Origin of the sequence: Citrobacter sp. Cb041, assembly GCF_030336655.1 — a bacterium.
GTDB lineage: Bacteria > Pseudomonadota > Gammaproteobacteria > Enterobacterales > Enterobacteriaceae > Citrobacter > Citrobacter braakii.
Window position 1 is genome coordinate 86,163 of record NZ_JAOWDD010000031.1, and the last position, 14,447, is coordinate 100,609.

The window sequence follows — 14,447 nt, forward strand, 5'->3', positions numbered from 1 at the left end:
GCCGTGATAACCCGGAAACGAGCCCTTGCAGGGAATACGGCATGAAGCAGCAGGCAGGTATTGGTATTCTGTTAGCACTCACAACGGCAGTATGTTGGGGCGCTTTGCCAATAGCGATGAAGCAAGTGCTGGAGGTGATGGAGCCTCCTACCGTGGTGTTCTACCGTTTTTTAATGGCAAGCATTGGCCTTGGCGCTATTCTTGCGGTTAAAAAAAAGCTCCCTCCGTTGCGTATTTTTCGCAAAGCGCGTTGGCTGATCCTGTTGGCTATCGCTACCGGTGGGTTGTTCGGTAACTTCATTCTGTTTAGTTCATCCTTGCAATATTTGAGCCCAACGGCTTCGCAGGTTATCGGTCAGCTGTCACCGGTTGGTATGATGATTGCCAGCGTCTTTATCCTGAAAGAAAAGATGCGCGGTACGCAGGTGATTGGCGCCATTATGCTTCTGAGCGGCCTGGTTCTGTTTTTTAATACCAGTCTGATCGAAATTTTTACCCGTCTCACCGATTACACCTGGGGCGTTATCTTTGGTGTTGGTGCGGCGATGGTCTGGGTGAGCTATGGGGTCGCGCAAAAGGTGTTGTTGCGCCGTCTGGCATCACCGCAGATCCTGTTTTTACTGTACACTTTATGTACGATTGCGTTGTTGCCGTTGGCTAAACCCGGTGTCATCACGCAGCTCAGTGACTGGCAGCTGGCATGCCTTGTATTCTGCGGCCTGAATACGCTGGTAGGATACGGTGCTCTCGCGGAAGCGATGGCGCGTTGGCAGGCGGCACAGGTGAGCGCCATTATTACGCTCACTCCGCTGTTTACGTTGTTATTTTCAGATTTATTATCACTGGCCTGGCCCGATTTCTTCGCCAGACCGATGCTAAACCTATTAGGTTATCTCGGTGCGTTTATCGTGGTTGCGGGCGCGATGTATTCCGCCATTGGTCATCGAATTTGGGGCGGTTTACGTAAGCATGAAACGGTGGTTTCGCAGCCCCGCTCAGGCGAATGATTTACGGAGAGTAAAATGAAGTTTGTTGATGAAGCATCGATTCTGGTCGTTGCAGGTGATGGCGGTAATGGTTGCGTCAGCTTCCGCCGCGAAAAGTACATCCCAAAAGGCGGTCCGGACGGTGGAGACGGTGGTGACGGTGGTGACGTTTGGCTGGAAGCCGACGAAAACCTGAACACGCTGATCGATTACCGTTTTGAAAAATCATTCCGCGCGGAACGTGGACAGAATGGCGCGAGCCGTGATTGCACCGGCAAGCGTGGTAAAGATGTCACGATTAAAGTGCCTGTAGGTACGCGTGTAATCGATCAGGGCACGGGCGAAACCATGGGCGACATGACCAAACACGGTCAGCGTCTGATGGTCGCTAAAGGCGGCTGGCACGGTCTGGGCAACACCCGTTTCAAATCCTCGGTCAACCGTACTCCGCGTCAGAAAACGATGGGTACACCGGGCGATAAACGCGATTTGATGCTGGAGCTGATGCTGCTGGCGGACGTGGGGATGCTGGGCATGCCAAACGCCGGTAAATCGACGTTTATCCGTGCGGTGTCCGCGGCGAAGCCGAAAGTCGCTGACTATCCGTTCACCACCCTGGTTCCGAGCCTGGGTGTGGTGCGTATGGACAACGAAAAGAGCTTCGTGGTTGCCGACATTCCGGGTCTGATTGAAGGCGCGGCTGAGGGCGCAGGCTTGGGTATCCGCTTCCTGAAACACCTGGAACGTTGCCGCGTACTGCTACACCTCATTGATATCGATCCGATTGACGGTTCCGATCCGGTTGAAAATGCCCGTATCATTATTGGCGAGCTTGAAAAATACAGCCAGGATCTGGCGTCTAAACCGCGTTGGTTAGTGTTCAACAAAATTGATTTGCTGGACAAGGCTGAAGCGGAAGAGAAAGCGAAAGCGATCGCCGAAGCGTTGGGCTGGGAAGGTAAATATTACCTGATCTCCGCCGCCAGCCAGTTGGGCGTGAAGGATCTCTGCTGGGATGTGATGACCTTTATCATCGAGAACCCGATTGTTCAGGCTGAAGAAGCGAAACAGCCAGAGAAAGTCGAGTTCATGTGGGATGATTATCACCGCCAGCAACTCGCTGAAGTCGAAGACGAAGCAGAAGATGACTGGGATGACGATTGGGACGAAGACGACGAAGAAGGCGTAGAGTTCATCTACAAGCGTTAATCACATTAAAAACCCCGGCCATGTTGCCGGGGTTTTGTTTCCAGGTTTCAGAAGGTCGGATTAGGTGCGTTAGCGCTGCCATCCGGCAAACATACTCAGTTATTCTGATAAATATCCTTGTATAACCGGCTTTCGAAGCGGACCAGTGGAATACGGCGATTACGCTGATCAGCTGGCTCTACCGCATAACCAGACAGATACTGCACAAATGCCATGCGCTGACCGCTTGCCGTGGTGATGAAGCCTGCCAGGTTATAGACCCCCTGCAGTGAGCCTGTCTTCGCCGATACTTTGCCATCTACGCCAGCCTGATGCAGACCCGCACGGTATTGCAAAGAGCCGTCATGGCCTGCCAGCGGCAGCATGGTGATAAAGTTCAGCTCGTTATCGTGCTGAGCGATATATTGCAGCACCTGCATCATGGTGGCAGGCGCAATCAGATTGTGACGAGAGAGACCCGAACCGTCGGCAATAATGGTGTTGCCAATATTAACGCCCGCCTGCTGACGCAGAATCTGGCGTACGGCATCAGAACCTGCTCGCCAGGTACCTGGCACGTTAAATCGTGCATGGCCAATCATACGGAAAACGGTATCGGCAATCATGTTGTCCGATTTTTTCAGCATAATCTTAAGCAGGTCGTGCAGCGGCGCCGACTGCTTACTGGCTACCACGGTCCCCGGCTCGTTGACCAGCGTCTGGCGCAGCAGAGTCCCGCTGTAAGTGATACCGGCTTGTTTTAGCTCATCTTTGATAATCGCCCCAGCATAGCTGGCACCGTCCTGAATAGCGAATGCCAGCGGCAGCGGATCGGCTCGTTGGGGCAGGCATCCGGTCAACGTAAAGCGGTTGAGATCGCCTGGAACCACGTCCAGTTCACAATATTGCGCTTCGGCAGAGCCACGAGCGAGAGTACGCACCTGACTGAACATGGTGACCGGGTAGTAAGATGCCACGCGGATAAAGGCGAGATCGTTAGGTTTTTGCGCGCTATAGAGTGAAACCGAGAAACAGTTACGATCGACAATAGCCGCCGCGGGCGGTGCGCTAAAACACTGCGTCATGTCGTTCCAGGGCCAGCCAGGCGCTTTATCATGACTGGCGAAAATGGAGGTGTCGATCATGACATTTCCGGCAATTTGCGTCACGCCTGATTTTTTCAGGGTTGCCACCATATTGCGAATATCCTGACGTTTTAGCGTCGGATCGGCACCAAATCGCGCCACTAAGTCACCTTTCAAAACGCCGCCTTCCACGTTGCCTTTAGTCTCAAGCGTGGTGGTAAAACGAAAGTCAGGCCCGAGCTGAATCAATGCCGCCAGCGCGGTGATCACTTTTTGTGTACTGGCCGGCAGCGCCATCTGCTGGCTATGGTAATCAATAGCAGGAGCAGGTGCGCCAACCTTCTGTACCATAAGGGCGAGGTTGGCCCCGGCAGGGAGCTGATTGATATACTCGTCGACGTTCGCAGCCTGAACGCTGAACGCTATACTGGCAGTCAATCCAATGGTAAATCTGGAAAATCGCATAATCTCGCGCTAACAACCTGGAAACAGGCCGTCATACTACGGCGCAACGCCCCAAAAAGTAAACGATGACCCATAGGGAACTCCAGGGTAAAATGATCATCAAATAGAGAATTGTAGCTGACCTGGGACCCTGAGCCCCGGGTCGGTATTTTTTTGCTTCTGACTCTGGCATGGCGTATGCCAGAGTGGGCTTAGCAGCCGGGGTGAGAGCAGCCGCCCCCTACAGGAATGTTCAAGAGGTATAACAAATGCAAGCTATCCCAATGACCTTACGTGGTGCTGAAAAACTGCGCGAAGAGCTGGATTTTCTGAAATCGGTGCGCCGTCCTGAAATCATTGCCGCTATCGCAGATGCGCGCGAGCATGGCGACCTGAAAGAAAATGCAGAGTATCACGCGGCGCGCGAACAGCAGGGTTTCTGCGAAGGGCGCATTAAAGATATCGAAGCTAAACTGTCCAACGCGCAGGTTATCGACGTCACAAAAATGCCGAACAATGGTCGCGTAGTTTTCGGCGCGACGGTTACCGTGCTGAATCTCGATAACGACGAAGAGCAGACCTGGCGTATTGTCGGCGATGATGAAGCCGATTTTAAACAGAACCTGATTTCGGTGAACTCGCCTATTGCTCGTGGCCTGATCGGTAAAGAGCAGGATGACGTGGTGGTTATTAAAACGCCGGGCGGTGAAGTTGAATATGAAGTAACGAAGGTAGAATACCTGTAATTCGCATCTTGGTTAAGATGTTGATACATTGTAAAGAAAGGAAAAAGGCCGCATAGCGGCCTTTTATCAACGAAGAGAGCGTGGCATTTTGCTCTCCTGCTAGCGGAAAATCCCGCGTTTTACACAAACTTCGTGTGCAACTTTGGGATATTCTTAGCGTGGCAGCGAGATTTTACGTTCTTTAGTCGGGCGATACAGTACCAGCGTTTTACCGATGACCTGTACATTACAGGCGCCGGTTTCGCGTACGATAGCTTCCACGATCAAGGTTTTAGTATCGCGATCTTCCGAGGCGATTTTCACCTTGATAAGTTCATGGTGCTCTAACGCTTGTTCAATCTCGGCCAGTACCCCTTCGGTCAAACCATTGTTGCCAAGCATAACTACAGGCTTGAGCGGATGTGCCAGACCTTTCAGGTGCTGTTTTTGTTTAGTACTCAGATTCATCGTATATTTTTGCTTACGTTGGGATTGAAAACGGGTCATTCTACCGCCATCTCCCATATATCGCCAAATAGCTGTGTAGAAATTTACACCATTGGTTACGATGAACTGCCCTTTGGGAATGTGAAATGACAGGTAAAAAGCGTTCTGCCAGCTCGAGTCGCTGGCTTCAGGAACACTTTAGCGATAAATATGTTCAGCAGGCGCAGAAAAAGGGGTTACGTTCCCGTGCCTGGTTTAAACTTGATGAAATACAGCAAAGTGACAAAATTTTTAAACCGGGGATGACGATTGTTGATCTCGGTGCTGCACCCGGTGGCTGGTCGCAATATGCGGTTACGCAGATCGGCAACACTGGCCGCATTATCGCTTGCGATCTTTTACCTATGGATCCAATCGTTGGTGTGGACTTCCTTCAGGGCGACTTTCGTGATGAATTAGTCCTGAAAGCGTTACTTGAGCGCGTAGGTGACAGTAAAGTACAAGTTGTCATGTCTGATATGGCGCCAAATATGTGTGGAACACCGGCGGTGGATATTCCCCGGGCCATGTATCTGGTAGAGCTGGCGCTTGGAATGGCTCGTGATGTATTAGCGCCAGGTGGTAGTTTTGTAGTGAAGGTGTTCCAGGGCGAAGGTTTCGATGAGTATCTAAGAGAGATTCGCTCCCTGTTTACGAAGGTCAAAGTTCGTAAGCCGGACTCTTCTCGCGCCCGTTCGCGTGAAGTGTATATTGTAGCGACCGGGCGTAAACCATAACCGGTAGATTTCAAACGAAAGTTTGAAAGAAACTGGATATAGAGTATCCTGACGCTGTTTTTAACACAGTTGTAATATGAGGTTAATCCCTTGAGTGACATGGCGAAAAACCTAATTCTCTGGCTGGTCATTGCCGTTGTGCTGATGTCAGTATTCCAGAGCTTTGGGCCCAGCGAGTCTAATGGCCGTAAGGTTGATTACTCTACCTTCCTGCAAGAGGTCAATCAGGACCAGGTTCGTGAAGCGAAGATCAACGGACGTGAGATTAACGTTACCAAGAAAGATAGTAACCGTTACACGACCTACATTCCGGTTAACGATCCGAAGCTGCTTGATAACCTGCTGACCAAAAACGTCAAGGTTGTTGGTGAACCGCCTGAAGAGCCGAGCCTGCTGGCTTCTATCTTCATTTCCTGGTTCCCAATGCTGCTGCTGATTGGTGTCTGGATCTTCTTCATGCGTCAAATGCAGGGCGGTGGTGGCAAAGGTGCCATGTCGTTCGGTAAGAGCAAAGCGCGCATGCTGACGGAAGATCAGATCAAAACGACTTTTGCGGACGTTGCTGGTTGCGACGAAGCAAAAGAAGAAGTTGCTGAGCTGGTTGAGTATCTGCGCGAACCGAGCCGTTTCCAGAAGCTGGGCGGTAAAATCCCGAAAGGCGTCCTGATGGTCGGTCCTCCGGGTACGGGTAAAACCCTGCTGGCGAAAGCTATCGCAGGTGAAGCGAAGGTTCCTTTCTTCACCATTTCCGGTTCTGATTTCGTGGAAATGTTCGTGGGTGTCGGTGCATCTCGTGTACGTGACATGTTCGAACAAGCCAAGAAAGCGGCACCGTGCATCATCTTCATCGATGAAATCGACGCCGTAGGCCGCCAGCGTGGTGCAGGTCTGGGCGGTGGTCACGATGAACGTGAGCAGACACTGAACCAGATGCTGGTTGAGATGGACGGCTTCGAAGGTAACGAAGGCATTATCGTTATCGCGGCAACTAACCGTCCGGACGTTCTTGACCCTGCGCTGCTGCGTCCAGGCCGTTTCGACCGTCAGGTTGTGGTTGGTCTGCCGGATGTCCGCGGTCGTGAACAGATCCTGAAAGTGCATATGCGTCGCGTACCGCTGTCTCCGGATATCGATGCGGCAATCATTGCACGTGGTACGCCTGGCTTCTCCGGTGCGGATCTCGCGAACCTGGTCAACGAAGCGGCGCTGTTTGCAGCTCGTGGCAACAAGCGTGTTGTATCGATGGTTGAATTCGAGAAAGCGAAAGACAAAATCATGATGGGTGCGGAACGTCGCTCCATGGTGATGACGGAAGCGCAGAAAGAATCTACCGCGTATCACGAAGCAGGCCACGCGATTATCGGTCGCCTGGTACCGGAACACGATCCGGTGCACAAAGTGACGATTATCCCGCGCGGTCGTGCGCTGGGTGTGACCTTCTTCCTGCCTGAAGGCGACGCTATCAGCGCCAGCCGTCAGAAACTGGAAAGTCAGATCTCCACGCTGTACGGCGGTCGTCTGGCCGAAGAGATCATCTACGGTGTTGAACATGTTTCTACCGGTGCGTCGAACGACATTAAAGTCGCGACTAACCTGGCGCGTAACATGGTTACTCAGTGGGGCTTCTCCGAGAAACTCGGTCCGTTGCTGTACGCTGAAGAAGAAGGCGAAGTGTTCCTGGGACGTTCTGTGGCGAAAGCTAAACATATGTCCGATGAAACGGCTCGTATTATCGATCAGGAAGTTAAACTGCTGATTGAGCGTAACTATGACCGTGCGCGTCGTCTGCTGAACGAAAACATGGACATTCTGCACTCGATGAAAGATGCGCTCATGAAATATGAGACCATCGATGCGCCGCAGATTGATGATCTGATGGCTCGCCGCGAGGTACGTCCGCCAGCGGGTTGGGAAGAACCGGGTTCTTCTAACAACAACTCTGGCAGCACCGGCAAGCCGAGTGCGCCGCGTCCGGTTGATGAACCGCGTGCGCCGGACTCTGGCACCATGTCAGAGCAACTGGGCGACAAATAAGTTATCGTTGATGATGACCGTGTTTTAATTTAAAACCCTGGGGCTTGCCCCGGGGTTTTTCTTATTTGTATATTCAAGATGTTATCAGGGATAAAACTATGAAACTCTTTGCTCAGGGGTCTTCACTGGATCTCAGCCATCCGCACGTCATGGGGATTTTGAACGTCACGCCAGATTCCTTTTCCGATGGTGGTGCGCACAACTCTCTGGTTGAGGCGGTAAAACACGCAAACCTGATGATTAACGCTGGGGCGACTATCATTGATGTGGGTGGTGAATCCACACGTCCAGGCGCGGCCGATGTGAGCGTGGAAGAAGAGTTGCAGCGAGTGATCCCGGTGGTGGAGGCGATTGCTCAACGTTTTGAAGTGTGGATTTCGGTCGATACTTCAAAAGCAGAAGTGATTCGCGAGTGCGCCAGAGTCGGCGCACATATCATTAATGACATTCGCTCACTCTCGGAGCCTGGGGCGCTGGAAGCCGCAGCAGAAACCGGATTACCGGTTTGTCTGATGCATATGCAGGGTCAGCCGAAAACCATGCAGGAAGCACCAAAGTACGAGGATGTTTTTGCTGATGTAAATCGTTACTTTGTTGAACAAATAGCACGCTGCGAGCGGGCTGGAATCACAAAAGATAAATTGTTGCTCGACCCCGGGTTCGGATTCGGTAAAAATCTCACTCACAACTACACATTACTGGCACGTTTGGCTGAGTTTCATCATTTTAATCTGCCATTGCTGGTTGGGATGTCACGAAAATCAATGGTTGGCCAGTTGCTGAATGTGGGGCCATCCGAACGCCTGAGCGGTAGCCTTGCGTGTGCGGTCATTGCCGCAATGCAAGGGGCGCATATCGTTCGTGTCCATGACGTCAAAGAAACCGTAGAAGCGATGCGTGTGGTGGAAGCCACATTGTCTGCAAAGGAAAATAAACGCTATGAGTAATCGTAAATATTTTGGCACCGATGGGATCCGTGGTCGCGTAGGCGACGCCCCAATTACCCCTGACTTTGTGCTCAAACTGGGTTGGGCTGCAGGAAAAGTGCTGGCACGTCATGGTTCACGTAAAATTATTATTGGCAAAGATACGCGTATTTCTGGCTATATGCTGGAGTCCGCACTGGAAGCGGGTCTGGCTGCCGCCGGACTGTCGGCTTCTTTCACAGGCCCAATGCCAACACCTGCTGTTGCATATCTGACGCGCACCTTCCGTGCTGAAGCCGGGATTGTTATCTCTGCTTCGCACAACCCGTACTATGACAACGGAATTAAATTCTTCTCCATCGATGGGACTAAACTGCCGGATGCGGTTGAAGAAGCTATCGAAGCCGAAATGGAAAAAGCGATCACCTGCGTGGACTCGGCTGAACTGGGTAAAGCTACCCGTATCGTTGATGCTGCCGGTCGTTATATCGAGTTTTGCAAAGGCACCTTCCCGAATGAATTGAGCCTGAGTGAGCTTAAAATCGTGGTGGATTGCGCTAATGGTGCGACGTACCATATTGCGCCAAGTGTACTGCGTGAGCTGGGCGCAAACGTGATTGCTATTGGCTGTGAGCCAAACGGTGTGAATATCAATGAAGAAGTCGGCGCTACCGACGTCCGTGCCCTACAGGCGCGTGTGATGGCGGAAAAAGCCGATCTGGGTATTGCGCTGGATGGTGACGGCGACCGCGTCATTATGGTTGACCACGAAGGCAATAAGGTCGATGGCGATCAGATCATGTACATCATTGCCCGTGAAGCCCTGCGTCAGGGGCAACTGCGCGGTGGCGCGGTAGGCACGCTGATGAGCAATATGGGCCTCGAGCTGGCCCTGAAACAGTTGGGTATTCCGTTTGCCCGTGCGAAAGTCGGCGACCGCTATGTACTGGAAAAAATGCAGGAAAAAGGCTGGCGTATCGGTGCTGAAAACTCAGGCCATGTGATCCTGCTGGACAAAACCACCACCGGTGACGGTATCGTTGCAGGTCTGCAGGTACTGGCGGCGATGGTGCGTAACCATATGAGTTTGCACGACCTGTGCAGCGGCATGAAAATGTTCCCGCAACTGCTGGTTAACGTACGTTACACCGCAGGTAGCGGCGATCCGCTGGAACATGAAAACGTGAAAGCGGTGATGGCTGAAGTTGAAGCTGCACTGGGCAATCGCGGACGTGTTCTGCTGCGTAAGTCAGGTACAGAACCGTTAATTCGCGTGATGGTTGAAGGTGAAGATGAAGCGCAGGTGACTGAATTCGCTCACCGTATTGCCGATGCCGTCAAAGCGGTGTAATCACTAAAGACAGTGAAAACCGGAGTCTGGGACTCCGGTTTTTTTTTACTGTACGGGAAGCGACTGTTTATGTCGGCGCTGCCAGAAGTAACCACCGATCATTAATATTACAAGGACTGCCAGCCACGGCAGAACCGCCAGCAAATGCCCTGACCGGGCAAAGGTCAGCGCAATCATCAGTAACCAACCGCCCAGCATCGGAATCGCGGTGCGCTTAACAATGTCCACAGGCGAGACGCCTGCAATTCCCGCGATAGCAATGATGACGCCGGCAATGGGGGATAACGTACGACCAATCCCCGCCGATATCTGGATAGGCAACATCATGACTGCGATGTCGCTACCGATATGACGGCTGATGTCCGGTACCATCGGGGCGAAGGAGAAAAACGCCGCATTTCCTGAGCCCATTAGCGCTGAAATTGCAAAGGTGATAAGGGTCATCAGCAGGATAATAGAGGCGGCGCTGAGGCCAAATTCACCGGAAAGCGACAGCAGCGCATCGACGGCGCCAATGGCTTTCAGTCCGGCTGAAAAGACTTCACCGGCGATAATCAGCGTGACGACGGTAGCAAAAACGCTGCCCATGCTGTCGAAGACTTTTTGTACGCCTGCCATCACCTCGCGCGCCTTACGATGACGGCAATACTCACAAACCAGGGTAATGGCGAGGCTTATCAGTACGGCGGTATCCAGCGTAATTTTGAGCGAACTGAATACTAAATCACTGCACACCAGCATCAACACCAGCGGCAGCATAGGCAGAAAAAGCCAGGCGATCGGTGCTTCAGTTTCATCGGTCGACGTTAATGTCTGCATCTGCTGAGCCACACCGTCACTGCTTTCCCGATGGTCGAAAAAGCGTTGCACAACAATATGTAACAGGGCGATGAACAGAATAACGGGGACGACGATCGGCAACTGATCCTGCACGAAATAGTTCACCACCTCGATGCCTGCGGTTTTGGCGGCGAGAACCGAGTTGCCGGAACCTGGACCAAATTCAACCGCACAGGTACTGGCGATAACGGCGGCAACGGCAGCGCGGCTACAGCCAAGACGGGTCAGCAGCGGGTAGAGCGTCGCCATCAACAGCAGACCCAGCCCGGTGGCGCTGCTGATAAACAGCGACAGGAATTGACCCAGCAACAGCGCCAGCCCCAACAGCAGATACGGTGAGTTCAGGCGTTGCAAAGGGCGAGACGTCACCCGAACCAGCACCTGGCTTGCGCCAATGGCCGACATATATGTAGCGAAACCACCAATCAGCATAATTTGCAGCCCAAGGCCGCCGAGGCGCACGCTCAGGGTATCGCGAATAAACTCGAAGGCATCAAAGGGGCCGAATCCGGTGCTTTTTTTCACCAGGCTACTGAGCGTGGTCATCCCGCTAAAATGCGCGATAAGCAGCAGCACAATCCCGGTCAACAGCAACACTGACTGGGGGTGATATTTTTTGAGGATCAGACGTCCGGCAAAAATGATGGCAATTAGCGCCAGTAATAATGACATTCTTGCCCCCTTACTCGAAGTTGCCAGTAACCAGGCACTCGCCATCCCGCAGCAACGGCTTACCCGCAGCGAACAGATGGGCCAGCGAGAGGTCATCATTGAGTACACAGATATCGGCACGTTCCCCGGCGCAGAGCACGCCGCCGGAAATACCCAGCGAGCGCGCAACGTTTGCCGTCAACATCGCGATCGCTTGTGGCACCGGAATCCCCACATCAATCAAGCGAGGAAGAAGATTAAGGTTACCTGCGACCGGTGCCGCGCTTAAGCCTTCCACAATACCCTGGGCGTTAAAGCGCGGAACGCTGCCATTACCATCAGAGCTGATCGTGATGCGATCGGCTGGAACCTGGGCTTCCAGAGCGTGGAGGATTGCCTGTTCCTGAGGCATAAAGCGACTACCGCCAGACGTAACGTCGATATGGCCGCCACGATGAGCGAACGCAATCGCCTGTTCGAACAAGGGCGCTGTTCTCGCAACATGGGTCGGTGAAATGTGGTGAATCGGAATGCCTGCATCACACAGCTCAATAAGCTGTGACATCCCTTCCGGCAGATTCCCAAGATGTACATGCAGTAACCCTTTTTTGCCTGCCAGCAGGGAAGCCACGCGGATATCGCTTACTATTCTCAGCAATTCCTGGAAAGAGGGGTAAGAACCACGGTGATCGGCGAGGGCGATTTTGACGCCAAGAATCGCCGGAATGAAGGTCATGTCATCGCGGATGGATCGCGTAATGGTTGGGCTGGGTACCGCGTAGGCTCCCGTATGCATAAATGCGCGTAATCCCTCAAGGTTGAGAGACTGCATTTTGGCGTAGAGGTCTTTGGGCGAACGAGAAATGGCATCGGTACCTAACACGCCGACAACCGTGGTAATACCTGCCTGAATCAGATCGCGTAGCTTGACGGCTGGCGTTCGGCTGGCAAATCCAGCCTCGCCACCGCCACCGGTAAGATGGACATGCTGATCGATAATGCCTGGGATAACCCATTTGCCATGACAATCGATGACCTCGTCGACGCCATCAAACAGGGAAAGATCTTTTTCTACCGCCACAATTCGGTCGGCATGAATGAGCAGGGAGCAGAGGCCTAAATCCTCGGGAGAAAAAACACGGGCATTGGTCAATAAAGTAAACATATCGGTCCTGTCAAACGTCGTGGGTGAGAGTCGGCAGGTGAAAAGGAATATTGTTGTTATGATGCCCACCATAAAGCCATTACTATAACTATGACTATTACCGATTTGGTATTGGAGGATGCGGTTATGGCATGGTGGAGAGTTCAACGTGGATTGTAAGTGGCTGGAAGATTTTCTGGCATTGAGTCAGCATGGAAACTACTCTCAGGCCGCGGCGCAGCGGCATATTACTCAACCTGCACTCAGTCGGCGTATAAAGGCGCTGGAAGAGGTGTTAGGGGTGCCGTTGTTTGACCGGACCACGACCCCCGTTACGCTGACACGCTATGGTGAACGCTTTGAACCCTATGCCCGGCACGTCCTCAGTACACTAACAGAGGCGCGCCACGAGCTATCGGCGATGACGCCAGCAACGGACAATACGCTGGTGATGGTTAGCCTGCATACGCTGTCGGTGAATATCCTGCCGGATATGATCAACTATCTGCGACAGAGCGAACCGCAGTTAAATTTTACGGTTAATGCCAGTATTCAGGGGATAGACAACCATTTTAACGCCTTGATAGATCGGCAAATCGATCTGCTGGTGACCTACGATTTACCGTCTTCGCAGCCGGGGCTGGAGATTGCCGGAGGGTTAAAACGTTCACTATGGCGGTATGAGCGATTTATACCGGTTATTTCTGCGCAGTTGGCTAATGCGCTTAACGATCCGCATGCGCCGATCCCATGGCTATGCTATAGCGACTACACCTTTGTCAGACGCATTATTGAGCCAGCTGAACAACGCGTCCGCCCACGTCTGAAAAAAGTGTTTGAGAGTGGTTTAAGCGAAACGATACGAGAAATGGTGCTGCGGCATATGGGAATGGCATGGTTACCCGAATCGATGGTGGCGGAAGAGTTGGTGAACCAGCAAATTATTCACTGCTGGCCAGAAAACGCTGACCTGATTTGTGAAATCCCCGTTGTGGTATGGGCGAATCTTGACGATCAACGCGCCGTCATGCAGAGATGCTGGGAGAAGTTGCTGCGTTTTTGATTGATGTGGCGATTTTTTCCGCAGTTGATACAATGCCAACAAATTGCCCTTGCGAAGGTTATTCGCTTTGGTTAGTATTCACACCCGCTTCAGTGGGAAACAGTAAACATTCCCGCTTTAATGGTCGAAGCATTGTACGCGGCAACTCCGCAAGGAACAGGTTGATTATGCACGAAGCTCTTTTAGTAGTTTTCCTTATTGTGGCAATTGGCCTGGTAGGCTTGATCATGCTGCAGCAAGGCAAAGGCGCTGATATGGGAGCCTCTTTTGGCGCAGGCGCTTCTGGTACTCTGTTTGGTTCAAGTGGTTCTGGTAACTTCATGACCCGCATGACAGCTGTATTAGGAACCTTGTTCTTCATCATCAGTCTGGTGCTGGGTAACATGAACAGCAATAAGACCAATAAAGGAAGTGAGTGGGAAAATCTGAGTGCACCGGCGAAAACCGAGCAAACTCAGCCAGCTGCTCCGGCTCAGCCGACCAGCGATATCCCACGCTAAGTATTCTGTACCGAGGTGGTGGAATTGGTAGACACGCTACCTTGAGGTGGTAGTGCCCTAACGGGCTTGTGGGTTCGAGTCCCATCCTCGGTACCAAATTCCAAAAAAAAGACGCTGCAAAGCGTCTTTTTTTTCGTCTGTCATTTGTGGTAGTTCTGTAGGTCGGATAAGACATTTAGGACGCCATCCGACTATTACAATACCTGATGATGCCAGGCTTATCAGGCCTCAGGGTAACAGAACATCCCTATTTTCTGCACATAAAAAAGGCCGCTTTCGCGGCCTGA

13 protein-coding genes and 1 tRNA gene are annotated in these 14,447 nt (G+C 52.2%); 10 read left to right on the forward strand and 4 right to left on the reverse strand.

Annotation, left to right across the window (positions count from 1 at the left end; genetic code table 11):
* Positions 1-41 precede the first annotated feature (41 nt).
* Complete coding sequence (locus tag OGV52_RS06910) at positions 42-1,007, forward strand: DMT family transporter (protein ID WP_016154677.1); 966 nt, start codon at positions 42-44, stop codon at positions 1,005-1,007.
* A gap of 15 nt (positions 1,008-1,022) precedes the next feature.
* On the forward strand, positions 1,023-2,195 hold the full coding sequence (cgtA, locus tag OGV52_RS06915) for an Obg family GTPase CgtA (protein ID WP_016154676.1): 1,173 nt from the start codon (positions 1,023-1,025) through the stop codon (positions 2,193-2,195).
* Positions 2,196-2,290: 95 nt separating this feature from the next.
* On the opposite strand, the gene dacB is transcribed toward cgtA, so the two are convergent.
* The gene (dacB, locus tag OGV52_RS06920; RefSeq protein WP_153689978.1) at positions 2,291-3,724 is read right to left on the reverse strand and encodes a serine-type D-Ala-D-Ala carboxypeptidase; all 1,434 of its coding nucleotides are present in this window, start codon (positions 3,722-3,724) and stop codon (positions 2,291-2,293) included.
* Between the two features lie 248 nt (positions 3,725-3,972).
* On the opposite strand from dacB, the gene greA reads away from it, so the two are divergent.
* Positions 3,973-4,449, forward strand: a complete 477-nt coding sequence (gene greA, locus OGV52_RS06925) for a transcription elongation factor GreA (RefSeq protein WP_016154674.1) — start codon at positions 3,973-3,975, stop codon at positions 4,447-4,449.
* Between the two features lie 153 nt (positions 4,450-4,602).
* Here the strand turns inward: greA and yhbY are convergent, their stop codons facing one another.
* Positions 4,603-4,896 (reverse strand): ribosome assembly RNA-binding protein YhbY, encoded by a 294-nt coding sequence (yhbY, locus tag OGV52_RS06930; protein ID WP_003025016.1) that lies wholly within the window; start codon positions 4,894-4,896, stop codon positions 4,603-4,605.
* A gap of 125 nt (positions 4,897-5,021) precedes the next feature.
* Here yhbY and rlmE point away from each other — a divergent pair, with 125 nt between their 5' ends.
* The 4 genes from rlmE to glmM all read left to right on the forward strand — a co-directional run bounded on the left by rlmE (position 5,022) and on the right by glmM (position 9,962).
* A complete protein-coding gene (gene rlmE, locus OGV52_RS06935; RefSeq protein WP_003025015.1) occupies positions 5,022-5,651 on the forward strand; it encodes a 23S rRNA (uridine(2552)-2'-O)-methyltransferase RlmE in 630 nt (209 codons plus the stop codon).
* Positions 5,652-5,750: 99 nt separating this feature from the next.
* Positions 5,751-7,685 carry an ATP-dependent zinc metalloprotease FtsH gene (gene ftsH / locus OGV52_RS06940; protein WP_019077783.1) on the forward strand — a complete coding sequence of 645 codons (1,935 nt, stop codon included), beginning with the start codon at positions 5,751-5,753 and terminating at the stop codon, positions 7,683-7,685.
* A gap of 98 nt (positions 7,686-7,783) precedes the next feature.
* Positions 7,784-8,632, forward strand: a complete 849-nt coding sequence (gene folP / locus OGV52_RS06945) for a dihydropteroate synthase (RefSeq protein ID WP_047413952.1) — start codon at positions 7,784-7,786, stop codon at positions 8,630-8,632.
* Positions 8,625-9,962 (forward strand): phosphoglucosamine mutase, encoded by a 1,338-nt coding sequence (gene glmM / locus OGV52_RS06950; protein WP_047499736.1) that lies wholly within the window; start codon positions 8,625-8,627, stop codon positions 9,960-9,962. The genes folP and glmM overlap by 8 nt, the downstream gene beginning before the upstream one ends.
* Positions 9,963-10,007: 45 nt before the next feature.
* Here glmM and dcuC read toward each other — a convergent pair whose 3' ends face one another.
* Together dcuC and iadA are read right to left on the reverse strand one after the other, a co-directional pair.
* Positions 10,008-11,474 (reverse strand): C4-dicarboxylate transporter DcuC, encoded by a 1,467-nt coding sequence (gene dcuC / locus OGV52_RS06955; protein ID WP_181547265.1) that lies wholly within the window; start codon positions 11,472-11,474, stop codon positions 10,008-10,010.
* A 10-nt stretch (positions 11,475-11,484) separates the two neighbouring features.
* Positions 11,485-12,618, reverse strand: a complete 1,134-nt coding sequence (iadA, locus tag OGV52_RS06960) for a beta-aspartyl-peptidase (RefSeq protein ID WP_046275529.1) — start codon at positions 12,616-12,618, stop codon at positions 11,485-11,487.
* 148 nt (positions 12,619-12,766) lie between these two features.
* Here iadA and OGV52_RS06965 point away from each other — a divergent pair, with 148 nt between their 5' ends.
* The 3 genes from OGV52_RS06965 to OGV52_RS06975 all read left to right on the forward strand — a co-directional run bounded on the left by OGV52_RS06965 (position 12,767) and on the right by OGV52_RS06975 (position 14,256).
* The gene (locus tag OGV52_RS06965; RefSeq protein ID WP_047358519.1) at positions 12,767-13,660 is read left to right on the forward strand and encodes a LysR family transcriptional regulator; all 894 of its coding nucleotides are present in this window, start codon (positions 12,767-12,769) and stop codon (positions 13,658-13,660) included.
* A gap of 167 nt (positions 13,661-13,827) precedes the next feature.
* Positions 13,828-14,160 (forward strand): preprotein translocase subunit SecG, encoded by a 333-nt coding sequence (gene secG / locus OGV52_RS06970; RefSeq protein WP_003025000.1) that lies wholly within the window; start codon positions 13,828-13,830, stop codon positions 14,158-14,160.
* Positions 14,161-14,169: 9 nt separating this feature from the next.
* Positions 14,170-14,256, forward strand: a tRNA-Leu gene (locus OGV52_RS06975).
* Positions 14,257-14,447: the final 191 nt, after the last annotated feature.

Coding starts and splice junctions, on each gene's coding strand:
- OGV52_RS06910 (WP_016154677.1), top strand. CDS start 42: ATGAAGCAGCAGGCAGGTATTGGTATTCTGTTAGCACTCACAACGGCA.
- cgtA (WP_016154676.1), top strand. CDS start 1,023: ATGAAGTTTGTTGATGAAGCATCGATTCTGGTCGTTGCAGGTGATGGC.
- dacB (WP_153689978.1), bottom strand. CDS start 3,724: ATGCGATTTTCCAGATTTACCATTGGATTGACTGCCAGTATAGCGTTC.
- greA (WP_016154674.1), top strand. CDS start 3,973: ATGCAAGCTATCCCAATGACCTTACGTGGTGCTGAAAAACTGCGCGAA.
- yhbY (WP_003025016.1), bottom strand. CDS start 4,896: ATGAATCTGAGTACTAAACAAAAACAGCACCTGAAAGGTCTGGCACAT.
- rlmE (WP_003025015.1), top strand. CDS start 5,022: ATGACAGGTAAAAAGCGTTCTGCCAGCTCGAGTCGCTGGCTTCAGGAA.
- ftsH (WP_019077783.1), top strand. CDS start 5,751: ATGGCGAAAAACCTAATTCTCTGGCTGGTCATTGCCGTTGTGCTGATG.
- folP (WP_047413952.1), top strand. CDS start 7,784: ATGAAACTCTTTGCTCAGGGGTCTTCACTGGATCTCAGCCATCCGCAC.
- glmM (WP_047499736.1), top strand. CDS start 8,625: ATGAGTAATCGTAAATATTTTGGCACCGATGGGATCCGTGGTCGCGTA.
- dcuC (WP_181547265.1), bottom strand. CDS start 11,474: ATGTCATTATTACTGGCGCTAATTGCCATCATTTTTGCCGGACGTCTG.
- iadA (WP_046275529.1), bottom strand. CDS start 12,618: ATGTTTACTTTATTGACCAATGCCCGTGTTTTTTCTCCCGAGGATTTA.
- secG (WP_003025000.1), top strand. CDS start 13,828: ATGCACGAAGCTCTTTTAGTAGTTTTCCTTATTGTGGCAATTGGCCTG.